General features: G+C 71.8%; 21 protein-coding genes. 15 read left to right on the top strand and 6 right to left on the bottom strand.

All coding sequences use genetic code 11. The features are described from left to right. The first annotated feature begins 151 nt into the window (after positions 1 to 151). The 3 genes from AB0H87_RS17795 to AB0H87_RS17805 are packed head-to-tail and all read left to right on the top strand — an operon-like array spanning position 152 to position 2,260. Entirely contained in the window at positions 152 to 1,216 is a 1,065-nt protein-coding gene (locus AB0H87_RS17795; RefSeq protein ID WP_360146104.1) for a hypothetical protein, read from the top strand. After that, on the top strand, positions 1,213 to 1,575 hold the full coding sequence (locus tag AB0H87_RS17800) for a DUF5955 family protein (protein ID WP_360146107.1): 363 nt from the start codon (positions 1,213 to 1,215) through the stop codon (positions 1,573 to 1,575). Before AB0H87_RS17795 ends, AB0H87_RS17800 begins: the two co-directional genes overlap by 4 nt. Before the next feature lie 28 nt (positions 1,576 to 1,603). Further along, positions 1,604 to 2,260 carry a tetratricopeptide repeat protein gene (locus AB0H87_RS17805; protein WP_360146110.1) on the top strand — a complete coding sequence of 219 codons (657 nt, stop codon included), beginning with the start codon at positions 1,604 to 1,606 and terminating at the stop codon, positions 2,258 to 2,260. On the opposite strand, the gene AB0H87_RS17810 is transcribed toward AB0H87_RS17805, so the two are convergent. From AB0H87_RS17810 to AB0H87_RS17820, 3 genes are read right to left on the bottom strand one after another with little or no spacing between them, the layout of a single operon-like run. Continuing rightward, a complete protein-coding gene (locus AB0H87_RS17810; RefSeq protein ID WP_360146113.1) occupies positions 2,257 to 2,457 on the bottom strand; it encodes a hypothetical protein in 201 nt (66 codons plus the stop codon). The two genes, AB0H87_RS17805 and AB0H87_RS17810, sit on opposite strands and share 4 nt — an antisense overlap. A gap of 11 nt (positions 2,458 to 2,468) precedes the next feature. After that, on the bottom strand, positions 2,469 to 3,053 hold the full coding sequence (locus tag AB0H87_RS17815) for an SGNH/GDSL hydrolase family protein (protein WP_360146116.1): 585 nt from the start codon (positions 3,051 to 3,053) through the stop codon (positions 2,469 to 2,471). Further along, on the bottom strand, positions 3,050 to 5,215 hold the full coding sequence (locus tag AB0H87_RS17820; RefSeq protein ID WP_360146119.1) for an alpha-galactosidase: 2,166 nt from the start codon (positions 5,213 to 5,215) through the stop codon (positions 3,050 to 3,052). The genes AB0H87_RS17815 and AB0H87_RS17820 overlap by 4 nt, the downstream gene beginning before the upstream one ends. Positions 5,216 to 5,333: 118 nt before the next feature. Between AB0H87_RS17820 and AB0H87_RS17825 the strand changes: the two genes are divergently transcribed. The 5 genes from AB0H87_RS17825 to AB0H87_RS17845 all read left to right on the top strand — a co-directional run bounded on the left by AB0H87_RS17825 (position 5,334) and on the right by AB0H87_RS17845 (position 12,222). Then, entirely contained in the window at positions 5,334 to 6,296 is a 963-nt protein-coding gene (locus AB0H87_RS17825) for a sugar ABC transporter permease (protein WP_360146122.1), read from the top strand. Continuing rightward, positions 6,293 to 7,171: a carbohydrate ABC transporter permease gene (locus tag AB0H87_RS17830; protein WP_360146125.1), complete on the top strand. Its 879-nt coding sequence runs from the start codon at positions 6,293 to 6,295 to the stop codon at positions 7,169 to 7,171. Before AB0H87_RS17825 ends, AB0H87_RS17830 begins: the two co-directional genes overlap by 4 nt. Beyond that, positions 7,171 to 9,519, top strand: a complete 2,349-nt coding sequence (locus tag AB0H87_RS17835) for a glycoside hydrolase N-terminal domain-containing protein (protein ID WP_360146128.1) — start codon at positions 7,171 to 7,173, stop codon at positions 9,517 to 9,519. The genes AB0H87_RS17830 and AB0H87_RS17835 overlap by 1 nt, the downstream gene beginning before the upstream one ends. An 87-nt stretch (positions 9,520 to 9,606) precedes the next feature. Continuing rightward, on the top strand, positions 9,607 to 10,956 hold the full coding sequence (locus AB0H87_RS17840) for a sugar ABC transporter substrate-binding protein (protein WP_360146131.1): 1,350 nt from the start codon (positions 9,607 to 9,609) through the stop codon (positions 10,954 to 10,956). 93 nt (positions 10,957 to 11,049) lie between these two features. Then, entirely contained in the window at positions 11,050 to 12,222 is a 1,173-nt protein-coding gene (locus AB0H87_RS17845; protein ID WP_360146134.1) for an ROK family transcriptional regulator, read from the top strand. A 42-nt stretch (positions 12,223 to 12,264) separates the two neighbouring features. Here the strand turns inward: AB0H87_RS17845 and AB0H87_RS17850 are convergent, their stop codons facing one another. Together AB0H87_RS17850 and AB0H87_RS17855 are read right to left on the bottom strand one after the other, a co-directional pair. Next, positions 12,265 to 13,257, bottom strand: a complete 993-nt coding sequence (locus AB0H87_RS17850; RefSeq protein WP_360146137.1) for a class I mannose-6-phosphate isomerase — start codon at positions 13,255 to 13,257, stop codon at positions 12,265 to 12,267. A 35-nt stretch (positions 13,258 to 13,292) separates the two neighbouring features. After that, positions 13,293 to 13,862, bottom strand: coding sequence for an AAA family ATPase (locus AB0H87_RS17855; RefSeq protein ID WP_360146140.1), 570 nt, complete (start codon positions 13,860 to 13,862; stop codon positions 13,293 to 13,295). Between the two features lie 218 nt (positions 13,863 to 14,080). Here AB0H87_RS17855 and AB0H87_RS17860 point away from each other — a divergent pair, with 218 nt between their 5' ends. From AB0H87_RS17860 to AB0H87_RS17885, 6 genes are all read left to right on the top strand, one after another. Further along, entirely contained in the window at positions 14,081 to 16,201 is a 2,121-nt protein-coding gene (locus AB0H87_RS17860; protein ID WP_360146143.1) for a PfkB family carbohydrate kinase, read from the top strand. Beyond that, on the top strand, positions 16,198 to 17,574 hold the full coding sequence (locus tag AB0H87_RS17865) for an FGGY family carbohydrate kinase (RefSeq protein WP_360146146.1): 1,377 nt from the start codon (positions 16,198 to 16,200) through the stop codon (positions 17,572 to 17,574). The genes AB0H87_RS17860 and AB0H87_RS17865 overlap by 4 nt, the downstream gene beginning before the upstream one ends. Next, positions 17,558 to 18,463, top strand: coding sequence for a hypothetical protein (locus AB0H87_RS17870; protein ID WP_360146149.1), 906 nt, complete (start codon positions 17,558 to 17,560; stop codon positions 18,461 to 18,463). The genes AB0H87_RS17865 and AB0H87_RS17870 overlap by 17 nt, the downstream gene beginning before the upstream one ends. Before the next feature lie 70 nt (positions 18,464 to 18,533). Further along, the gene (locus AB0H87_RS17875) at positions 18,534 to 19,292 is read left to right on the top strand and encodes an ATP-binding cassette domain-containing protein (RefSeq protein ID WP_360146152.1); all 759 of its coding nucleotides are present in this window, start codon (positions 18,534 to 18,536) and stop codon (positions 19,290 to 19,292) included. Beyond that, positions 19,289 to 20,380: an ABC transporter permease gene (locus AB0H87_RS17880; RefSeq protein WP_360146155.1), complete on the top strand. Its 1,092-nt coding sequence runs from the start codon at positions 19,289 to 19,291 to the stop codon at positions 20,378 to 20,380. Before AB0H87_RS17875 ends, AB0H87_RS17880 begins: the two co-directional genes overlap by 4 nt. After that, entirely contained in the window at positions 20,377 to 21,366 is a 990-nt protein-coding gene (locus AB0H87_RS17885) for an ABC transporter substrate-binding protein (RefSeq protein ID WP_360146158.1), read from the top strand. The genes AB0H87_RS17880 and AB0H87_RS17885 overlap by 4 nt, the downstream gene beginning before the upstream one ends. 54 nt (positions 21,367 to 21,420) lie before the next feature. On the opposite strand, the gene AB0H87_RS17890 is transcribed toward AB0H87_RS17885, so the two are convergent. Beyond that, positions 21,421 to 22,023 carry a hypothetical protein gene (locus AB0H87_RS17890; RefSeq protein ID WP_360146161.1) on the bottom strand — a complete coding sequence of 201 codons (603 nt, stop codon included), beginning with the start codon at positions 22,021 to 22,023 and terminating at the stop codon, positions 21,421 to 21,423. 180 nt (positions 22,024 to 22,203) lie between these two features. Here AB0H87_RS17890 and AB0H87_RS17895 point away from each other — a divergent pair. Then, a partial coding sequence (locus tag AB0H87_RS17895; RefSeq protein ID WP_360146164.1) for a hypothetical protein occupies positions 22,204 to 22,587 on the top strand: 384 nt, incomplete at its 3' end.

Raw genomic sequence — 22,587 nt, forward strand, 5'->3', positions numbered from 1 at the left:
AAGTCGCCGGTCGCGTAGCCCTTCTTGGCCGCCTCCGCGTAGAAGGCCAGCTGGAGGTCCTGCGCCGCCGAGGCCCGAGCTGGCGCTGGGCGCGCCGGCACAGCCTGGCAACACCGGCGTCGGCGGGCTCGTCGCGCACCGGCTCCAGACGGTGGCCGCCGCGCAGCACGGCAACATCGTGTTGCACGACGGGTACAACCCGTTTCTGGGTGCCGGGCGGGTGACGGACGCCTGGTCGGTCGCCGTCGAGCTGAAGCCGGCAAGGCCGGCCGACGGCTTCCTCCCGCCCCGTCGGCCGCCGGACGCGCCGGAGCCGCCACCGGTGGCGATCGACCCGGTGGCGCTCAACCGTCACGTGAAGCAGCGACTGGCGGCGCTCAGCTCGCCGGACCTGCCGGACGGCGCCGCCTTCACCAGCCTGCACCTGCGCGACCAGATCATCGCCAGCGGCACGCGCTGGCGCGGATTCCCGCTGGTCGACCAGCGCCTGCGCGTCCCGTACTCGGTCGCGACCCGCGAGGCGATGGACGAGATCGTCCGGCATCCCCAGTCGAGCGCCCGCCACTTCCTGCGAGTCAGCGTCGGCGCGGAGAGCCGCGCGATCCTGCGCCCGGACCGGACGGTCGTCATGCCGGCCGAGCACCAGAGCGTGATGGTCACGACGTTCACCCATATCGCTGTCGAGGGCGGGATGCTCTACGTCGAGAACGTCGCCGCGATGCTCGGCCCGATCCGGCGGCCCTACCTCGACATCGACCACTACACGCCGGGCACCGACGTGTGGTGGGAAGCGTTCAAGGACTGTCTGCGCACCGCCGGCGCGGACATCGCGTTGGCCCCGTTCCGCCTGACGATCACCCTGGCGAGACGCGTGCTGGCGTGGTGGCGCAGCGGTGTCGCCGACCAGTCGAGCATCGACGACGAGGTCTATGACTACGGCGCGCGCGACGAGGTCCGCCAGATGGCGTCGTTGTCATGGCCGCTGACCTACCTGCAGCGGCTGGACTCCACCAAGTACGCCAAGCTCGTGCAGCGTCGTATCAACGACGCGGTGGTCGACTTCCTGCGGCGCAACGGCGTCGACACGTCCGAGTACGAGGAGCGGGTCAGCTCGTACACCAACAACGGCGTAGTGATCAACGGTGACAACTACGGTGCCGCGGCGGCGGGCGAGCAGGCGAAGGCCACGGCCGGCGCCGGGGAAGGAAAGCGATGAGCCAACCGAACTACGGCGTCATCGTCGGCGGCAACCTGACGGGCGCCGCCGCCGCGGGCGACCACGCGCAGGCGGTGCAGTACAACATCGCGCCGGCCGACCCGCGGGTCGACGGGATCGTCGCGGAGTTGGCGAAGATCCGCGAGGCCATCGGGGCCGCCGGCGACCTGCCCGAACGGGCCAAGGCGCTCCGCGACGTCGACGCGCTGACCGCCGAGGTCCGCCAGGCCGACCCGGACCACGACGCGCTCAGCGCGACGTTCGCCCGCCTGGTCAACCGGGTCAAACCGGTCGCCGACCTGGCCCCCGCCGTCTACCAGGTCTGGGCGCTCGTCGAGAAACTCCTCGGTTCGCCGTAACCGGGAACACGTCCATACACTCCACAGTGTGGATGATCGACTAATCGAGGCGGGGGAGCGTTACGAGGCGGCCGTGTTCGCGGGCGCCGACGACGGGCTCGACGCCGCCGACCGGGCGCTGGACGCGGTCGAGGCCGACACGGCGCTGGCCCGCGGCCGGATCCGACATGCCCGGTACCTGTCCGCGCGGGCGGACGGGGAGCAGCCAGGCGAGGACGAGACGGAGATCGCGCTGTTCGAGCGCGCGCTCGCCCTTTACGAGGCGCTCGGGGACACCCGCGGCGCGGGCGAGGCGCAGTTCTGGGTGGGCTGCTACCACCAGGTGGTGCGCGGCGACATGGACACGACCGAGGCGATGTTCGCGCGCTCCCGCGACCTGGCCGAGGCGGCGGGCGACGACCTGACCCGCTCGTACGCCCTGCGCCACCTGGCCTTCGCGGCCCAGCACGCCGGCCGCACCGCCGAGGCGCACGCGACCCTGGCCGAGTCGACGCGGCTGCGCCGCGACCTGGGCTTCGCGGCGGGCGTGGCGGCCAACCTGGTCGCCGAGGCCTACTTCACCGCGGAGGGCGGCCCCGGCGACGCGAGCACGCTGCTCGACGAGGCCGCCACCCTCGCCGCCACCTCCGGCGCGCGCGCCGTCGCCGGCTGGGTCTCGGAGGCACGCACGAACCTGACGCCCTAGCGGCCCAGCACCTTGGCGGCCCGCCGCAGGTAGCTGTCGACGGGCTCCCGGTTGTAGCCACGCCAGCCGACCGGGAGCTTCGTCCCTTCGATGGCCCGCAGCGCGTCGGCCCGGCGGAACGGGTCGTCCTGTTCGAGCCCGGCGCGCACGGTGGCGAGCAGGGCGTCGGTCTCCGCGACCCGGTATCCGCGCATCACGCCCGCCATTGTCACCGGCCGCGCAAGTCCTCCGTGTGCTCGAGCCAGAGCGACGCCAGCAGGTCGTGGCCGCGAGGGCTCGGGTGGACGCCGTCCGGTGCCATGTCCGCCGGCGTGCCCGCGGCGGCCAGGGCGGTGTCGGCCGGGATCAGGGTCGCGGCGTACTCGGTCGCCAGCTTGCGGACGACCGCCAGCTTCGGATCCAGGTCCGCGCGCCAGGTCACCTGCTCCTCGTTGATCGGCAGTAGGAAGGGCTCGATCAGGATCAGGGGTACGCCGGCCAGCGGGTCGAGCAGCGCCCGGTAGTTGTCCTCGAACGCCTCGACCGTCGTGACGGTGCCACTGTCGTAGCGGCGCCACGTGTCGTTGATGCCGACCAGCACGCTGACCAGTGACGGGTTTTCCGCCAGCACGTCCGACGCCCAGCGGGCGCGCAGGTCGCCGGTGCTGTTGCCGCTGATCCCACGGTTGACGACCCGCACGGCGTCACCGAGGGTGGCGGCGATCCGGCGCACGTACCCGTCGCCGAGGCCCGCCGGGTCCGTGCGGCGTTCGCAGTCCGTGATGCTGTCGCCGGCGAAAACGATGGTGGTCATGAGGTCCTCTCGATGTCGATCAGCATGGCCTGCTGCGGGTTGAGCGTCGGCAGCGGTACGCCGGCCACGGTCAGCACCGCGCCGGAGAGCTCGAGCGGTGCCTGGCCGAGCCACGCCGGGTCGTCGGCCTGGTGCCGGCTCGCCGCACCGATCTCGTCCCGGATCGCGATCCGGTAGCGGGCCGCCGGGTCCAGGCCCGGGAAGCGGACCCGGCCCGTCTGCCCGGCGGCCGACGTGCGGAAGCGCAGCCAGGTGAACAGCGCCCGCGACCCGTCCTGCGCCACCGTGCCGTACAGGGCCACCGCGTCGTCGGCGAGATCCGCGTTGACCATCCGGCCGGTGTGCAGCAACGGCCGGAACTCGCGGTACAGCGCCGACCAGGCCGCGATCGTCGCCAGCTCCGCGGGGGTCGCCGCCGTCAGGTCCTGCTCGATGCCCGCGTGCGCGGTCAGCGACACGGCGAGGCGGAACGACAGGTCCGTCGTGCGGGACGTGGTGTGCGAGCGCGCGGCGCCGAGGTGTGAACCGATCAGCTCCGGGGGTACGAGCGCCCGCGTCCACCGCTCGATCTGCGCCCGCTCCACGGGATCGTTGCAGTCCGAGGCCCACACCCGGTCGGTGCGGTCCAGGATGCCGAGGTCGACCCGACCGCCGCCGCCCGAGCACGTCTCGATCTCCAGGTCCGGGTGCCGGGCGCGCAGCTCGTCGAGCAGCCGGTAGAGGGCGAGCGTCTGCCGCCGGACACCGGGCCGTTCGCCGCCCGGGGCCGACCGGCTCACCGCCTCCAGCAGGTCCCGGTTGTGGTCCCACTTCAGGTAGTCGATCCCGTGCGCGGCGACCAGCTCGTCGAGCCGGGACAGCAGGTACGCGTACGCCTCGGGGCGGGCGACGTCGAGCACGTACTGCCGGCGCGCCGACGGCCCGAGCCCGGCCGCGGGGCCGAGGATCCAGTCCGGGTGCGCGCGGGCCAGCGCGGAGTCGAGGTTGACCATCTCGGGCTCGAACCAGAGCCCGAACTGCATCCCGTGCGCCCGGACCACCTTGACGAACGGGTCGAGGCCGTCCGGCCACATGTCCGGGTCGACGAACCAGTCGCCGAGGCCCGCGTCGGCGTCCCGGCGCCCGCGGAACCAGCCGTCGTCGAGCACGATCCGCTCGACCCCGACCGTCGCGGCCCGTTCGACCAGCGCGGTCAGCCGGTCCAGGTCGTGGTCGAAGTACACGGCCTCCCAGGTGTTGAGCACGAGCGGCCGCACGGCGGCGGGGTGGCCGGGCCGGGCACGCAACCGCCGGTGCAGCCGGTCCGCGACGCCGTCCGTGCCCTCGCCGGACCAGACGAACAGCGCCGTCGGCGCGTCATACCGCTCGCCCGGGGCCAGGATCACCTCGCCCGACCGCAGCGACTCGCCGGCCCCGATGGCGGCCGCGAACGCGCCGGCGCCCTCCGGCAGCCGCTCGGCGAGGTAGCGCTGCTCGCCGCTCCACGCCAGGTGCGCGGCCCAGACCTCGCCGTGCCCGAAGCCGAACGCCGGGGTCCCGGCCATCAGGAGGTAGGGGGAGTCGTGCCCCGGCTTGCCGCGCCGGGTCGCCCGCAGGTGGGTGCCGAAATTGAAGGGCGCGCGCTGCGGAGCCCGTTCCCGGCACCACTTCCCGGTGAAGTCGACCAGCTCGGCCGCCCGCTCGGGCACGGGCAGCAGGGCCAGCAGACCATCCACTGTGTACGCACGATCGCCCGCGTTCGCCACGCTGAGCGAGACCGCCAGCACCCCGAACCGGTCCAGCTCGCAGACCACGGCCGAGCGCAGCCCGGCGACCGGGTCGACGAGGTCCAGCTCCAGCCGCCCGCCGACGCCGTCGGCCGGCACCTCGACCCGGTGCGCGGCGAGGGACGGGCGCGGCGTCGTGGCGTACCCGGAGGCGTTCCCGCTCTGTGCCGGTGTGCCGGACCAGCCGTCGCGCTCGGTCGGCCAGACCGAGAACACCCGCGGAGAGTCCGGGGAGTTGTTGAGGACCGCGGGTTCGGCCGTCCGCCGGAGGTCGTCCGCCGGGGCGTCGAGGTCCGCACCCCAGTGCAGGATCCGGGGCACCGGATCGCAGATCTCGACGACGAAGGCCGCTCCTCCGGCACGCAGGGCGATGACGGCGGTGGTGCCGGATTGCATGTGTAACAGCCTCCGCGGACGTTACGACAGGGTTACTTGACGGCGTAAATAAACCATGTTTAGTCTGGCGCGGCAAGCGCAGGGGCAACAGCCGAAACATGCGGGAGCAGGCAGACCAATGGCGGTCCTGGAGTCAACGGCACGCGAGCAGCGGCCACCGCGAGGCGCGGTCCGGCGCGGGAGGTCCCGCGTCAACACGCACTCGCCCGCCCACCGCGGCGACGCCAAGCTCGCCTGGGTGCTGATCGCGCCCGCGCTCGTCGGGTTCCTCGTCTTCGCGGCCTATCCCACGCTGCGCGGCATCTACCTCAGCTTCACGGACTTCGCGGTGCTCAGCCCGCCGGAGTGGGTCGGCCTCGACAACTACACGCAGCTCCTGCACGACGACGTCTTCTGGTCGGCGCTCGGCGTCACCGTCTACTTCGTCGTGTTGTCGGTGAGCATCAGCCTGGTCGTCTCGATCATCACGGCCGCGGTGCTGCACCGGCTCACCTCGTCGACCGTGATCCGCGGCCTGATCATCCTGCCGTTCCTCATCTCCGCCGTGGTCGCCGGCACCGTCTGGTCATGGATGCTCGACACGCAGCTCGGCGTCGTCAACATCGTCATCAAGGCGCTGGGCGGCGACGGCATCCAGTTCCTCACCTCGCGCGGCTGGGCGATCCCGTCGATCGCGCTGATCAGCGTGTGGAAGCAGATGGGCTACACCTCGATCATCATCTTCGCGGGGCTGCAGACCATCCCGCCCACGATCTACGAGGCCGGGCGGGTCGACGGCGCGGGCGAGCTGACGATGTTCCGCCGGCTCACCCTGCCACTGCTGCGGCCGATCCTCGCCCTGGTGATCGTCCTGAACATCATCGGCGCGTTCCAGGTCTTCGACATCGTGCAGGTGACGACGAAGGGCGGCCCGGCCAACGCCTCCAACGTGCTGCAGATGTACATCTACAGCAAGGCGTTCGGGCAGTTCGACTTCGGCTACGCCGCCGCGATGTCGCTGTCCCTCTTCGTCATCCTCATCGCCATCACGTTCCTGCAGATGCGGCTGCTGCGGGCGAACGAATCGGACACCAACGCATGAGAAAGTTCAGCATCGGGCGTACGGCCGCCTGGACGTACCTCATCGGCGTGCTGTTCGTGACGATCTTCCCGTTCTACTGGATCCTGCGCACGGCGCTCTCCGACAACTACGCCCTGTCCGCCCATCCCGCCTCGCTGTTGCCGGTCGGCTTCACGTGGGGACCGTTCCAGCGGGTGCTCGGGCTGGCGACGACGGAACAGTCCATCGCGGAGGGCGGCTCCGGCGCCTCCATCCACATCGGACATTATCTGCTCAACTCGGTCATCTACGCGTCGCTGTCGACCGGGCTGATCGTGTTCTTCTCGACCCTGGCGGCGTACGCCTTCGCCCGCCTGCAGTGGCGCGGCCGCGACCTGATGTTCAGCCTGTTCCTCACGGCGCTGATGGTGCCCGGCATCCTGACCCTGCTGCCGAACTTCGTGCTGGTGAAGGAGCTCGGCCTGCTCAACACGTTCGCGGGCCTGATCCTGCCCGGGGCCCTCTTCTCGGCCTTCAACATCTTCTTCCTCCGCCAGTTCATGCTCGGCCTGTCGACCGAGATCGAGGAGGCGGCGCTGCTGGACGGCGCGGGCAAGCTGCGGGTGCTGTTCGGCATCACGCTGCCGATGACCAGCGGCCCGATCATCACGCTGTCGATCCTGGGCTTCATCGGCATGTGGAACGACTACTTCTGGCCGCTGCTGGCCACGAGCGACGACTCCGTGCAGCCGCTCACGCTGGCCCTCGCGGTGTTCAAGCAGTCCTCGCCGCAGTCGCAGCCCGACTGGGCCGGCCTGATGGCGGCGACCCTCGTCGCGGCCCTGCCGATGCTCGCGCTGTTCATGGTGTTCGGCCGGCGCATCGTCAACTCAATCGGGTTCTCGGGGATCAAGTGATGAACCTCTGCCTCTCGTGGTCCGCGCCGGCGCGGGAGTGGGTCGAGGCCGTCCCGCTCGGCAACGGCCGGATCGGCGCGATGGTGTTCGGCGGGGCCAGGGCGCGGGTCCAGGTCAACGACGCCACGATCTGGTCGGGTCATCCCGACGGGCCGGCGGAAGCGCTCGACGCGTTGGTCGCGGGCGGCGCCGGGCCGGAGCGGCTCGCCGAGGCCCGGGCCGCGATCGACGCCGGCGACCTCCAGCACGCCGAAGAGCTGCTGATGAGCTTCGAGGGCCGTTACTCGCAGGAGTTCCTGCCCTTCGTCGACCTGGTGCTCGAGACCGCCGGAGTCCGTGGCCGGCCGGCCCGGGTGCTCGACCTCGACGAGTCGCACGTGACCGAGCGGCTTTCCGTGGCCGGCGTCGGTGTCACCCGGCGCACCTACGTCTCCGCGCCGGCCGCCTGCCTGTTCGTCGAGTACACCGCCGACGGGCCGGTGCTCGATGTCGACCTCACGCTGTCGACGCCGCTGCGGTCGGTGGGCCTGGAGGCGTCCGAGGACGGCATCACCCTGGACGTGGTCGCGCCTGTCGACGGCGCGCCGCTGCACGAGCCGGGCGAGCCCGCCCATGTCTTTGACGACGGCCGCTTCGACCACTTCGCCACCGCGGCGCTCGCGGTGCACAGCGACGGAACGCGGGGTCGGGACGGCGACCTGCTGCGGGTCCGTGGGGCGAGCCGGCTGCTGATCGCCCTGTCGACGTCCAGCCGGTCCGGCTTGTGGTGGGACGGCCCGGACGGCGCCGACTGGCGGACCTCCTCGCGTGGGGAGATCCGGGAACGGGCGCGCACCACCGCGCGGGCCGCACTGGAGCGGGCCGAACGGTTCACCGAGCACGTGGCCGACATCCGTGACCACGTCTCGGGCGCGCGTTTCGCGATCGGCGGCCGGCGAGCCGGCACCTGGGACGTCGAGCGCGACGTCCTGCACGGCACCGACGAGGGCCTGCGGGCCACGGTGCTCGCCGAGTACGGCCGGTACCTGCTCGGCGCCTCGTCGCGCGCGGGCGGACCGGCGGCGAACCTGCAGGGCATCTGGAACCAGGAACTGCGCCCGCCGTGGTCGTCGAACTACACGATCAACATCAACACGCAGATGAACTACTGGCCGGCGCCGGTGGTCGGGCTCGCCGATCCATGTGAACCTGTGGTCGCGTTGGTGAGACGGCTCTCCCGTTCCGGCGCCGACGTCGCGGCACGGCTCTACGGCACCCGGGGCTGGGTCGCGCACCACAACAGCGACCTCTGGGGCTGGAGCCTGCCGGTCGGCATGGGCCACGGCGCGCCGAGCTGGGCGATCTGGATGATGGGCGGCGTCTGGCTGACCCACAACCTCTGGGACCGCTACGAGTTCAGCGGCGACCGCGCTTTGCTCGAACACACCGTCTGGCCGCTGCTGCGCGGCGCCGCGGAGTTCTGCCTGGACTGGCTCGTGGACGACCCCGTCTCCGGCGGGGTGCGCACCACGCCCTCGACCTCGCCCGAGAACCTGTACGTCGGCCCGTCCGGACGGCCGGAGGCGCTGAGCGTGTCGACGACGGCGGACATCGCGCTGATCCGGGCGTTGCTGCTGCGGGCGCGGGCGGCGATCGCCACGCTCGGCCTGGCGGACCCGCTCGACGCCGAGCTCGCCAAGGCCCTCGACCGGCTGCCGTCGCTGGAGGTCGGCGCCGACGGCCGGCTGCGCGAGTGGTCATCCGACCTGGTGGACGCGGACCCGCACCACCGCCACCTGTCCCCGTTGGTCGCGCTCTACCCGCTCGACCTCGTCGACACACCCGAGCTGGCCGAGGCGGCACGCCGGTTCCTGGACGCCCGCGGCCCCGGCGCGATGGGCTGGTCGTGGGCCTGGAAGGTGGCGCTGCGGGCCCGGCTCGGCGACGCCGCACAGGCGCGGGCGCTGCTGCTCGAGGCGTTCACGCCCTTCGACCGTGACCACCGCGCGCCCGCCCCGGTCGACGGATCCGAGTGGGGCGGGCTCCTGCCGAACCTGTTCAGCACCCATCCACCCGTCCAGCTCGACGGCAACTACGGGTTCACGGCGGCGATCGCCGAGATGCTCGTGCAGAGCCACCGCGGCCGCGTCGAGCTGCTACCCGCACTACCGGCCCAGTGGCCGCACGGCCGGGTCACCGGCCTGCGGGTCCGCGGGGGGCTCGCGGTCGACCTGAGCTGGGTCGGCGGCGCCGTGGAGAGCGCGGTCTTCCGCGACGTCCGCGGCGCACCACACCACGTCGTCGTCGCGCACGACGGCCATCTGTCCGCACTGGACGTGCCAGCCGACGGCGCGGCCGCACTCTTCTGAACTTCATAACTCTGGCATCGGGCGCGGGCGTCCGATGTGGAACAAGGCTGCCCACCACACCCCCATCACCCGACAAGTGAGGAACCCATGAGATCCAAGCGAATCGCGTCGGCGATCGCGCTCGCCCTCGCGGCGACCGCGGCGCTGGCCGGCTGCTCGAGCGACGGCGACAGCGGTGGCGGCGACGCCGGCGGCAAGACCGTCAACTGGTGGACGTGGGACGAGCGGCAGGCCGCCTCGTACAAGAAATGCCTGCCCGGTTTCGAACAGGCGAACCCCGGGATCACCGTCACGATCTCGCAGTACGCCGTCGACGACTACTTCACGAAGCTGACCGCCGGCTTCGTCTCGGGCGCCGCCCCGGACGCGTTCCAGAACAGCGTGCCGCTGCTCGGTGCGTACGCCGGTCAGAAGCAGATCATGGCTCTGGACGACCAGATCAAGAAGACCAACTACGACCTGTCGGTGTTCGACATCGGCGTCGAGTCGTGGAAGTACACCGACGGCAAGCAGTACGGCATCCCGCTGGACTGGGCCGGCGCGGCGATCTACTTCAACGAGGACAAGGCGAAGGACGCCGGCATCACGGCCGACCAGATCCGGGACATGACCTGGAACCCGGACGACGGCGGCACGTTCGACGACATCGTCGCCAAGCTCACCGTGGACAAGAACGGCAAGCGGGGTGACGAGCCCGGCTTCGACAAGACCAAGGTCGCCAGGTACGGCATCGGCAGCCTGGCCTCCGGCGACTTCAACGGCCAGACCTCGTGGAACCCGTTCGTCTCCACGCTCGGCTGGCGGCTCGGCGACAAGCCGGCCTGGCCCACGAAGTTCCCGTACGACGACCCGAACTTCGTCAAGACGCTGGAGTACATCAAGAGCCTCGGCGACCGCGGCCTGATGCCGAAGTTCGGCCAGCTGACCGTGGCCGGCAGCCAGCAGATCGGCTCCGGCACCGTGGCGATGGTGCAGGGCGGCACATGGGACGCGACCTCGATGACGAAGATCCCGGGCGTCAAGGTCGGCGTCGCCCCGACGGTCAAGGGTCCGCAGGGCCGCTCGATGATCAGCAACTCGAACGCCAACAACATCTACGCGGGTACGAAGAACCTCGACTCGACGTGGAAGTGGGTCACCTACATGGGCTCGGAGGCCTGCCAGTCGACCGCCGGCGCGGACGCCACGTTCCTGCCGTCGATCGCGAAGTCGCTGCAGGTCGCCGTCGACGCGCAGAAGGCGCAGGGCCTCGACCTGTCGGGCTTCGTCAACGCGCTGAACAACGGCGAGCTGTACCCGGCGCCGCCGACCGCCAACGGCCAGCAGATCGTCGACACGATCCAGCCGATGTTCGAGGCGTACTTCAGCGGTGAGAAGGACAAGGCCGTCTTCGCGGAGATGACCGCGAAGACGCAGGAGATCCTCGCGAAGCAGTGACCGGTGCCGGGGCGGGAGCGGCGCTCCCGCCCCGGTGCGCCGGCTGCCGTATCGTCCATGTGCGACTCCGGCTCACAGCAAAGGAACCAGGCGATGCATGATGCGGGCGCGGCCATCGCGCTCCTCAAGGGAGCGTCCACGGCGGCCGCCGGCGTCTTCCGGGCGATCCTCACCCGGGGACCCATCAGCCGGATCGACATCGCCCGGCTGCTGGGCCTCTCCCAGGCGGCGGTCACGAAGGCGGTCGGCCCGCTGCTCGAGGTAGGCCTGGTCTCCGACGAGCTGTCGCTGCCGCGCGACGGCCAGCCGGGCCGGCCCGCCAACCCGCTGATGGTGGTCGCGGACGCGCTGGTGTCGATCGGTGTGAAGGTGAACGCCGACGAGATCGTCGGCGTGGCCACCGACCTGACGACCCACGTGCTGGCGGTCGACCGGCGGCCGTTGAAGGCGACGACGCCGTCGGTGGTGGTCGAGGCGATCGAGGCTACGACCCGGTCGCTGGTCGGCGCGCTCGGGGACCGGGCGGACCGGCTCTGCGCCGTGGGCGTCAGCGTCTCGGGCGACGTCGACACCTCCCTCGGTGTGGTCCGGGAGTCGGCCATCATGGGCTGGACGGACGTGCCCCTCGGCGCCGTTCTTTCCGGCCGCCTGGGCCGGGACGTCCTGGTCGAGAACGACGTCCGCGCCCTGACGATCGGCGAGCACTGGTTCGGCGTGGGCGTCGGCACGGACCTGTTCGCGATCGTCACGATCGGCCGCGGCATCGGCAGCGGGCTGCACATCAACGGCGACGTGGTGGCCGGTGCCTACGGCGTCGCGGGCGAGATCGGGCACCTGCCGCTGACCTCGCCGGACCACGTCTGCCCGTGCGGCCGCCGCGGCTGCGTCGAGGCGGTGGCGGGCACGCCGGCGATCGTCGCCTCGGTGTCGCGTGCCCTGGGCCGCGACCTGTCGATCGTCGAGATCGTGGAGCTGGCGCACCAGGGCGACCCGGTGGCGGTCCGCACGTTTGAGCACGCGGCGACGGTCATCGGCACGGCGATCGCGACGCTGGTCAACCTGACCGGCCCGCAGCTGGTCATCATCGGCGGCGAGGCGGTCAGCAACTTCGACCTCTTCGAGACGCACCTGCGCGCCTCCTTCGCCGAACACGCCTTCGGCGCGGCCAGCCGCTGCGAGATCGTCACGCGCCCACACACCTTCGAGGACTGGGCCCGCGGCGCCTCCGCCGCGGCCATCCGCCGCCTGGCCGAGCACGGGCTGTAACGCGGCCCGGCGACCTCAGGCGGTGTCGGCTCGATGGTCGGCTCAGGCCGCCGGTGGGCGGCAGCGGACCAGTTCGACGTCGCCGGCCACGCGGACTGTGCCCGCGTCGTGTGGGATCAGGACCGTCGTGCCGCGGTGCAGGGCGACCGAGTCGTCGCTGCCCCAGGCCAGCCGGCCCTCGCCCGACAGGACCACGGCGATCGAGAAGCCCGGCTCCCAGGTGGACGATCCACTGTGGTGGTCCGCGCGGAAGAAGCCGTCCGCGTACGCCGGGAAGATGTGTCGGTCGTCGATCCGGCCGCAGATCTCCTTCAACGTGTCCGCCGGCACCGCCTCGTGGCGGACGCAGGGGAGCGCCGCCTCGAAGCCGATGCCCAGGTGCCCGTCGCGAGGGCCGTCGACGGCGAAGCCGTCGTACTCCAGCAGCAGTGACAGGTCTGCCGCCTGCTGCAACTCGAGCAGGAGGATGCCCTCGCCGATGGCATGCGGGTAGCCGGCGGGGACGAAGACCGTGTCACCGGCCGTCACCTCGACCGCGTGCAGGGCGGAGAGCATCGCGGCGCGGTCCTGTCGCTCGACCCAGCCCGCCAGCGTCGCCGGCGCGACGTCCTCGCGGAAGCCCAGGTGGACCGTGGCGCCCGGCTCGGCGCTCAGGATGATCCAGGACTCGGTCTTGCCGTTGCGGCAACCCAGGTGCGACTGGGCGAACGTGTCGTCCGGGTGGACGTGCACCGGCAGCCGCTCGCCCGCGTCGAGGAGCTTGACCAGCAGCGCCGGGTCCGCGCCGAAGCGGTCCACGTGCGCGGCGCCCAGCCAGCGGACCGGGTCGTCCGCGATCGCCGCGCGCAGGAGGCGGCCGTCCGCCAGGACCGTCAGGCCGAGCGAGTCGAAGCCCGCGACCGTCGTGGCCGAACCCACCCAGTCCTCCGGCACGTGGTCGCCGGCGGGAGCGGTGCCACGGAACTCCGCGATCCGGTCCCCGCCGAGATAGAACCGGTCGGCCGGCTGGTTGGCGGGCAGGACGATGACGCTCATGGCTTCTCCTCCGGTGGGGCGGGGGCTGTCGGTGATCATTGGCGCAGCCGCGGCAGCGCGTCAAGGACCGCGCTGACCTGTGCTTCCAGCGGCGACGCGGCGTCGACGGCCACGTGGTCGACCGCCGGCGGGTCCAGGTCGAGCCGGTCGAGGAACGCGTCGACGTCGGCGAGCTTGGCGCGGTCGCGGCCCGCGGCGCGGGTCGACATCCGGTCGCGCAGCAGTGCCGGCGACGCCCGCAGCCAGACCAGCGATGGCCGGCCGCCGGCGTCGGCGAGCCGGCCGGCGACCGCGCGCCAAACATCTGGGGAGTGCCGTTCACTTGTGAACGGGGCGACGAGCACGACCGCGTTGCCGATCGCCAGGTTGTCGGCCGCCGCGTCATAAAGCGTCTCGTAACGGGCATTCCGGGTGGCTGACGCGAGCCGGGCATCGTCGAGGTCGTCGGTGTCGAGCAGCGCGCCCACCACCGCGGTCAGCGGCCGGGTCAGCACGTCGAGGTCGAGCAGGGCGGCGCCGAGCCGTCGGGCGATCGCGTTGCCCAGCACGGTCTTGCCGCTCGCGGGTGGGCCGGCGACGAGCATCGCGGGTGGTCGCACCGGCACCAGCGCTCCTCTCGTCGCGACACGCGCGGTGACCAGAGGGTCACTCTCCATGTCGTACGGCCGTCTTCGGAAACGATCGCGTCACGAAACCTGGGCGAAAACTCCTCGTCATCTTGACAGTCATGAAGGCGAGTGCACATAGTGCGAGCACTGCTGTGACATCGATTACCTCGTTCCGTGACAACGATTACCTATCGAGTCGTAGAGGGGACCGGTCAGTGCTGATCGCGACGCCCAACCTGTGTCTGGACCGGACACAGCTCGTGCCCGAGCTGGTGCTCGGCGGTGTCATGCGTGCCCGCCAGGTGGAGGTCACCGCGGGCGGCAAGGGCGTCAACATCGCGCGCGTCGCACGGGCCCACCGCAGACCGGCCACAGTGGTCGGACTCGTCGCCGACAACGACCGGGAACGCCTGCTCCGGCTGCTCGCCGAGGAGGGCGCGGATGTCGTCGACGTGCCCATGCCGGGCGACACCCGCAACGCCATCATCATGATCGAGCAGGGCGGCCGGACCACGATCGTCAACGAGCCCGGGTCCACGATCGACGCCGACACGTGGCGGCGCTACTGCGCCGCGATCGCCGCGAGCCTGCCGGGCCGCCGGAGCTTGGCCTGCTCGGGGAGCCTGCCGCCCGGTGCGCCGGAGGACGGCTACGCCCAGCTCGTCGACCTCGCGCACCAGGCGGGCGTGCTGGCACTCGTCGACACCGCACCCGGCGCGCTCCGCGCCGCCCTGGCCAGCGGCCCGGACCTGGTCAAACCCAACCTCCAGGAGGCCGAGGCGGCGATCACCGGCGCGTCCGGCCTGCTGCTCACCGATGCCGACAGCGACGTGCGGGAACGCGCCATGGACGCCGCCGCCACGCTGTGCCGGCTCGGCGCCCGCAACGCGGCCGTCACCGCCGGCGCGCACGGCGTGGCACTGGCGGAACCATCGAAACACCGGGTCCGCTGGTTCCCCGCGGTCAAGGTCGAGGTGGTCAGCGCCGTGGGCGCGGGCGACTCGTTCCTCGCGGGGTCCTGCTGGAGCTGGCGACCAACGACGACTGGGGCGCCGCGATGCGCCGCGGCTCGGCCACGGCCAGCGCCTCCTGCGAGCAGCTCCGCGCGGGCGGCGTCGACCCCGACCGGGCCGCCGAACTGCTCACGCAGGTCGCGCACCAACCCGAGACGGTGCGTGAGCTGCCATGAAGCGGCAACGGAACGCCGTCACGCCCGCGCTCGTCACGTCGGGCGCGCGCTGGGCGACGACGGGTGCTGCCGCGAAGCGGCTGCAAGGGCAGGCCGCGGGATGCATGTCGGGCGCGTGGCCGACCGAGCTGGTGGGGGTGCTGGCGTGAAGCAGCAGCGGGCCCGCCTGCGGGACGTCGCCGAGGCCGCGGGGACGAGCACGAAGACCGCGTCCCGGGTCATCAACGGTGACGACCGCGTGGCCGCGGAGACCCGGGCGCGGGTCGAGCAGGCCGTCATCGACCTCGGCTACCGGCCGGACCCGCTGGCGCGGTCACTGCGGCGCGGGCTCGACGAGACCATCGGCGTCGTGGTCGACGAGGTCGGCGACCCGTTCTTCGCGTCGGTCATCGGCGAGATCGAGCGGATGGCCATCGACCGGGACGTCTCCGTCATCATCGCCAGCACCCGGCGGCGCGAGGAGCGTGAGCGGATCGTCCTCGACGGCCTCTACCAGCGGCGGGTCGCCGGGCTGATCATCGCGTCCATCTCCGACAACCACGCGTACCTGCGCAACTCCAGCTGCCCGCTCGTGTTCATCGACCGCGCGGCCGAGGACCTCGCCGCCGACGCGGTGGTGGTCGACGACCGCGGCGGCGCCCGGATGGCCGTCGAGCACCTGCTGCGGCACGGCCACCGGCGGATCGCGTACATCGGCGACCGGCTCAGCACCGCGACCGCCCGCCACCGGCTCCTCGGCTACCGGGACGCGCTGGAAGGCGCCGGCATCGTGCCCGACGAGGACCTGGTCGCGCAGATCGAGCCCGCCAAGGGCGACGCGGGCCTGGCGACCGAGGCACTCCTGCGCCTGCCGGAGCCGCCGACCGCGATCTTCAGCGCCAACACGCGCTGCTCGCTGGGCACGCTGCCGACGATCCACCGGATGCGCCGCACCGATCTCGGCTTCATCTCGTTCGGCGACTTCGCGATGGCCGACACGCTGACGCCGGCGGTCACGATCGTCGACCACTCGCCGGAGGCGATCGGGCGGCTCGCGGCGGAGCGGCTGTTCAGCCGGCTCGCGGGCGACGAGCCGCCGGTCGAGACCATCCTGGCGCCGCTGCGGATCGTCCCGCGGGGGAGTGGCGAACTGGCGGCCCGGCTATGACGGAACTCGTCGCCGGGGTCGACCTCGGCACCACCGACACCAAGGCCGTGCTCACCCGCCCGGACGGGGAGACGGTCGCGTTCGCCCGCAACCCGACGAGCTGGACCACCACGCCCGAGGGCCGGCTGGAGACGACCGGCGCGAACCTCGCCGCGGACGTCCTGCGTACGCTCGCCGACGCCGTCGCCACCGCCGAGGCCGCACACGGGCCGGTCAGGGTGACCGGCATCGGCCTGGCCGGCCTGGCCGAGAGCGGCGTCATCCTCGACGAACAGGGCCGGGAGACCTCGCCGGTGATCGCCTGGTTCGACGAGCGCGGCGCGGCCGAGCTCGACGCGCAGGGCCGGGCGTTCGTCGCCGAGTTCCCCCGTCGCACGGGCCTCCCGCTGGGTACACAGTGGAGCCTGCCCAAGCTCCTCTGGATGCGCGCGGCCGGAATCCACGTCGACGCCGCGTCGCGCTGGCTCAACATGCCCGAGTTCGTGGCGTACGCGCTGACCGGCGAGTTGGTCAGCGAGCCGTCGCTGGCCTCCCGCACCGGCCTGCTCGACCAGGCCACCGGCCGCCCGTGGCCGGAGGCACTCGACCGGATCGGTGCCGGCCCGGCGTTCCTGCCCGAGACCCGCCCGGCCGGCCGGCCCGCCGGCTACGTCAGGGAAGGCGCGCTCAAGGGCGCCGCCGTCACGGTCGCCGGCCACGACCACCCGGTAGCGGCGATCGGCGCCGGCGCGACCGGCCCCGCGGACCTGTTCAACTCGCTCGGCACCGCCGAGGTGCTGCTGCGCTCCGTGCCCCGGATCCTCACCGACGACGAGCGCGCCACCCTCGTGGGCCTCGGCATCGACGCGGGCCGGCACGTGCTGCCCGACCACGCCGTGCTGATCGGCGGCATGCGCTCGGGCCTGGTCATGCGCCGCGTCCTCGCCCTGCTCGGCGCCGACGAGCCCGGCCGGCGCGACGCGCTCGACCGGCGCTGGGAGCCGCGGACGGACGACGGCGTCACGCTGATGCCGGCCGCTCCGCACGACAACGACGTGACCATCCGGATCCGCGACGGCGCCGGCCCCGACCAGCTCTGGGCGGCCACGCTCGCGTACCTCAGTGAGCAGACCACGGCCCTGCTCGCCGCCGTCAACTCCGTGGTGGGCGAGCACCGCACGGCCGTCGCGGCCGGCGGCTGGACCCGGATGGCGAGCGTGCGCCGCGCCAAGGCCGCGGTGATCCCACGCCTGCGGATCTCCGCACTCGAACAACCGGGCGCCCGCGGTGCGGCGATGTTCGCCGCCCGCGCCGCCTACGACGTCCCCTTCGACAAGGTGACGCGGCAGTTCCACGAAACCGCGGAAAGGACCACGCATGACGGATCGAAATAAGGGTCTCGGCGCGATCGCGGACGCCAACGGCGTCTTCTCGATCGTCGCCATGGACCAGCGCAACACGCTTCGCCGGATGTTCGCCGCCGTCGGGCAGCCGGACGCCGGCGACGCCGACCTGCGGCAGGCGAAGATCGACGTGGCGGCCGCGCTCACGCCCCTGGCCAGTGGCATCCTGCTCGACCCGACCTGGGGCGTGCCGGCCACGACCGAGGCGGGTGCCCGCGCGGCGAGCTGCGGCCTGCTGGTCGCGGCCGAGCCGGCGGACCGGGGCAACTACAACGGCGAGCCGCGTACGCACCGCGACCCGAAGCAGGACGCCGAGTGGGTCAAGGCCCAGGGCGGCGACGCCGTCAAGTTCCTCGTGCAGCTGCGCCCGGGCCGGCCGGTCGGCGACGGCCCGGACATCGCGGCCGAGGTGCTCGACATCGTCCGCGCGGTGGCCGAGGACTGCCGGGCCGCCGGCATCCCGTCGGTGGTGGAGAACCTCATCTACGCGCTGCCCGGCGAGGAGCTGAGTGCACAGCAGCGCGAGGACCTGATCGTCGAGGCCGCCGTGCAGATCGCGGACACCGGCGTCGACCTCGTGAAGATCGAGTACCCGGGCTCGGCCAAGGGCTGCCGGCGCGTCGCCGAGACGGTCAAGGCGCCGTGGGCGGTGCTCTCCGCGGGCGTCGGGTTCGAGGAGTTCCAGAACGTCCTGCGGGTCTCGTGCGACGAGGGCGGCGCGTCCGGCTTCATCGCGGGCCGCTCGATCTGGAAGGAAGCGATCGGCCTCGACGGGCCGGCGCGGCAGGAGTTCCTGGACACCGTGGCGCGCCCGCGGCTGCAGACCTGCCTCGACACGGTTGCCGGGCGGGCACGGCCCTGGACGGAGGCGGTGTCATGAACGAGCGCAGCGAGCGCAGTCAACTCAGCGGCGCGCGGTCGTGCTCCGCCGCCCGAAGGGAGGCGGCGGCATGACGGCGGTGCTGGAAGCGCGCGGCATCACCAAGCACTACGGACACGTCGAGGCGTTGTCCGGTGCCAACTTCGACGTGCAGGCCGGCGAGGTCGTCGCGCTGATCGGCGACAACGGGGCCGGCAAGAGCACGCTCGTGCGAATCCTGTCCGGCGCGGAGTCGGCGGACTCGGGCGAGGTCCTCTTCGAGGGCAAGCCCGTCCAGCTGACGTCGCCGACCGACGCGCGTGCGCTGGGCATGGAGACCGTGTTCCAGGACCTCGCGCTCGCGCCGCACCTGTCCCCGGTGCAGAACATGTACCTGGGCCGCGAGGTCATGCGCAAAGGCCTGCTCGGCAAGCTCGGCTTCATGGACTCCAAGGCGATGCGCGACGGCAGTCGCAGCGCGTTCGACCGGCTCGGCGCGACCGTGCGCGACCTGAACGGCACGGTCGGCGGGATGTCCGGCGGCCAGCGGCAGGGCATCGCGGTCGCCCGCGCGGCCGCCTGGGCGCAGAAGGTCATCTTCCTCGACGAGCCGACCGCGGCCCTCGGCGTCGTGCAGACCCAGAACGTGCTGGAACTGGTGCGCCGGGTCAGCGGCGAGGGGATCGGCGTGGTGTTCATCAGCCACTCCATGCCGCACGTGATGGAGGTGGCCGACCGCATCCAGGTGATGTGGCGCGGCCGCCGCGTCGCCACCTACAACAAGGCGGACACCTCGATGGAGCAACTGGTGTCCGCGATGACCGGTGCGCTGGCACAGGAGGCATCATGAGCGCGACCCAGACCACGCCCGCAGTGGCCACTGAGGACGCTCCGACCAGTCGCCTCTCGCGGATCTCGCGCCTGCAGGCCCTGCAGATCCTGATCCTGCTGGTCGTCACCATCGCGGTGTTCACAGCGCTGCGCCCGGACACGTTCCTCACCGGGTTCAACATTCGCGGCATCGTGCAGAACACCGCCATCTACGCCGTACTCGGCGTGGGTATGACGTTTGTGATCATCACCGGCGGCATCGACCTCTCGGTCGGCAGCGTGCTGGTGTTCAGCGGCGTGGTCGCCGACAAGATCATGGTGTGGTACGGCGGCCAGGGCTGGGGAACCGTCCTCATCGGACTGGTCGCCGCCCTCGCCTCCGGACTGGCCTGGGGGCTGGTCAACGGCATCCTGGTGGCCAAGGCGAAGGTGCCACCCCTCGTGGTGACCCTCGGCTCGCTGAGCGCGGCGCTGGGCTTCGCGCAGATCATCACGAAGGGCCTCGACCTGCGGGACGCCCCGCAGGCGCTGGTCAACGACATCGGCTTCGGCAACATCGTCGGCCAGGTGCCCACCATCGCCGTCGTGTCCGCGGTGGTCGTCGTCTTCGGCATCGTGCTGCTGCACCGCACGCGGTTCGGCCTCTACACCTACGCCATCGGCTCCAACGCCGAGGCCGGCCGCCGCGCCGGCGTCAAGGTCGAACGACACCTGATCAAGGTGTACGCGTTCGCGGGGCTGCTGGCCGGCTTCGCCGGCCTGCTCAACCTCGGTTTCTTCCAGTCGACGACGATCGGCGGCCAGAGCAACACGCCGCTGAACGTCATCGCTGGCGTCGCGATCGGCGGCACCAGCCTGTTCGGTGGCATCGGTTCCGTGTTCGGCACCGTCATCGGACTGTTCATCCCGATCGTGCTGCAGAACGGGTTCATCCAGGTCGGCGTGCAGCCGTTCTGGCAGCAGGTCGTCGTCGGCGCGGTGCTCGTGGCCGTGGTCTACGTCGACCAGCTTCGTCGTGCCGCGGCCTTACGTGGCACCAAAACACGCCTGCCCTTCCTGTCCCGAGCAGGTGGGGCGGGAAGCACATCGAGAAAGGGATCAGCATGAAGCGCAAGTCAACCGCCATAGTCGCCGCGTTGGCCGCCGTCGCGCTCGGCGCGGCCGCCTGTGGATCCGACAGTGACGGCGGCGGTTCGTCCGCCGACGGCGGGTCGAAGGCGTACAAACTGGCGTTCGTCCAGGGCGTCGCCGGCGACGCGTTCTACATCACCATGGAATGCGGCATCAAGGAGGAGGCGGCCAAGGAAGGCGCGACCGTCGACGTCCAGGGTGCCCAGAAGTTCGACCCGACCCTGCAGACCCCGGTGCTGCAGTCGGTGATCGCCTCCAAGCCCGACGCGATCCTGATCGCCCCGACCGACGTCTCCGCGATGCAGCAGCCGATCGCGCAGGCCAAGGCCCAGGGCATCAAGATCGTGCTGGTCGACACCACGCTCAACGACCCGTCGGTCGCGGTGTCGGCGATCGCGTCCGACAACAGCGCGGGCGGCAAGGCGGCCTTCGAAGCCATCCAGAAGCTCGCCCCCAACGGCGGCAAGGTGCTCGGCGTCGGCGTGCAGCCCGGCATCAGCACCACCGACGCCCGCGACAAGGGCTTCGCGGACGCGGCGAAGGCCGACTCGAAGTTCACCTACCTGGGTGTGCAGTACTCGCAGAACGACCCGGCCAAGGCCGCGTCGATCGTCAGCGCGGCGCTGCAGAAGGACCCGGACATCGTCGGCATCTTCGCCTCGAACCTCTTCTCGGCGCAGGGCTCGGCGACCGGTATCCGCCAGGCGGGCAAGCAGGGCAAGGTCAACGTGGTCGGCTTCGACGCCGGCCCGGAGCAGATCAAGGCGCTGCAGGACGGCACCGTCCAGGCGCTGATCGCGCAGCAGCCGGGTGACATCGGCGTGCAGGGCGTCCAGCAGGCCATCAAGGCCCTGAAGGGCGAGGCGAACGAGGCCAACATCAAGACCGGCTCGACCATCATCACCAAGGAGAACATGGACAGCGCCGAGGGCAAGGCGGCCGCCTACAAGGCGAGCTGCTGACCCGGTGACGGCCGGCCCGGCACCCCGCGACCGGGGTGTCGGGCCGGGTGACCGTCAGTGGGTCTGTTCGGTCACCAGACAGTGGACCAGGCCGGCGTGTTCCACGAACGCCTCCGCTTCCGCCGGGCAGTCGTAGGGGCTGCCGACCACCGCGATCACCCGGGCTTCGTGCGGCTCCGCGCAGGCGACCAGGGCGTCGCCGCGGAAACACTCCCGCGCCGGCCCGGTGTCGTAGACCACGCCGAACGCGATGAGCCCGATCAGCACGACGAGCCCCAGCCACGCCTGCGGCCGGGCGAGCACCGGTCGGCCGAGCGGCAACGGGCGCATGTTGGGCGCGATGCGCGCCGAGGTGCGCTCGGGACCCGGCAGCTCGGCGACGATGTGGCGCCGCCAGAGGTTCATGGCCAGCACGACCGGCGAGACGAACAGCGAGAACGGGCTCCACCAGCCGCGGAACAGGGTCATCGCGGTCAGGTCCCGGAACGAGCTGATGCCGCAGTCCCGGCACAGCCGACTGCTGACCTTGTGCATGCGCATCAGGATCGCCAGGCCCTCGTGCCCACGGAACGTGGTCTCCGCGGTAGGCCCGTGTCCGCAGATCCCGCAACCCATGTCGTGGGCGATCCCGCGTTCGCGCGGACTCCGGTCGTTCACAGCGCGACATGCTACGGCCCCGGCCGGCCGCAGAATATCGGCTGATCCCGCAGGGTCGCCCGGCGTACGATCCACCCTGCGGTGGGTGGCTCCGCGCGGTGCTTCCTTCTCACCCCTTTCCCGGCGAAACTAGCGTCGCGACTCTCCGCCCACCGCTGTCACGCACGGGGGAGGGCACGCATGGATCCGCTCGCGGTCGTGTTGCGCCGCACCGGCCTGGTCTCCGTGGTGGGCGCCGGCGACCCGCAGCCCGACGGGCCCGCCTGGGTCGCGGCAATCGAGGCCGACCTGGCCGACCGCGGTTGGGTGATGCGCGGCGACCTGCGCACCGCGGCGGCCGCCCTGCCGCCGACGATCCGGGTGCGCTGGGCCGACTGGCTCCTCGCCACCGTCGACGAGCTGGTCGGCGCCGACCGGACGATGCTCCCGCTCTACCGCGCCTTCCCGGACACGCCGCGCGACATCGAGGTCGACCCACCACTGTCGGTCTCGGGTGGCAGCCGCTGTGGCGCCACACACAGCGCCCAGGTGCGAGCGTTCGCCCACGCCGACGTTGAAGCTCAA

It is taken from the genome of Asanoa sp. NPDC050611 (assembly GCF_040654855.1).
Taxonomy (GTDB): Bacteria; Actinomycetota; Actinomycetes; order Mycobacteriales; family Micromonosporaceae; genus Asanoa.

Coding starts and splice junctions, on each gene's coding strand:
- AB0H87_RS17800 (WP_360146107.1), top strand. CDS start 1,213: ATGAGCCAACCGAACTACGGCGTCATCGTCGGCGGCAACCTGACGGGC.
- AB0H87_RS17815 (WP_360146116.1), bottom strand. CDS start 3,053: ATGACCACCATCGTTTTCGCCGGCGACAGCATCACGGACTGCGAACGC.
- AB0H87_RS17820 (WP_360146119.1), bottom strand. CDS start 5,215: ATGCAATCCGGCACCACCGCCGTCATCGCCCTGCGTGCCGGAGGAGCG.
- AB0H87_RS17825 (WP_360146122.1), top strand. CDS start 5,334: ATGGCGGTCCTGGAGTCAACGGCACGCGAGCAGCGGCCACCGCGAGGC.
- AB0H87_RS17830 (WP_360146125.1), top strand. CDS start 6,293: ATGAGAAAGTTCAGCATCGGGCGTACGGCCGCCTGGACGTACCTCATC.
- AB0H87_RS17835 (WP_360146128.1), top strand. CDS start 7,171: ATGAACCTCTGCCTCTCGTGGTCCGCGCCGGCGCGGGAGTGGGTCGAG.
- AB0H87_RS17840 (WP_360146131.1), top strand. CDS start 9,607: ATGAGATCCAAGCGAATCGCGTCGGCGATCGCGCTCGCCCTCGCGGCG.
- AB0H87_RS17845 (WP_360146134.1), top strand. CDS start 11,050: ATGCATGATGCGGGCGCGGCCATCGCGCTCCTCAAGGGAGCGTCCACG.
- AB0H87_RS17850 (WP_360146137.1), bottom strand. CDS start 13,257: ATGAGCGTCATCGTCCTGCCCGCCAACCAGCCGGCCGACCGGTTCTAT.
- AB0H87_RS17865 (WP_360146146.1), top strand. CDS start 16,198: ATGACGGAACTCGTCGCCGGGGTCGACCTCGGCACCACCGACACCAAG.
- AB0H87_RS17870 (WP_360146149.1), top strand. CDS start 17,558: ATGACGGATCGAAATAAGGGTCTCGGCGCGATCGCGGACGCCAACGGC.
- AB0H87_RS17875 (WP_360146152.1), top strand. CDS start 18,534: ATGACGGCGGTGCTGGAAGCGCGCGGCATCACCAAGCACTACGGACAC.
- AB0H87_RS17880 (WP_360146155.1), top strand. CDS start 19,289: ATGAGCGCGACCCAGACCACGCCCGCAGTGGCCACTGAGGACGCTCCG.
- AB0H87_RS17885 (WP_360146158.1), top strand. CDS start 20,377: ATGAAGCGCAAGTCAACCGCCATAGTCGCCGCGTTGGCCGCCGTCGCG.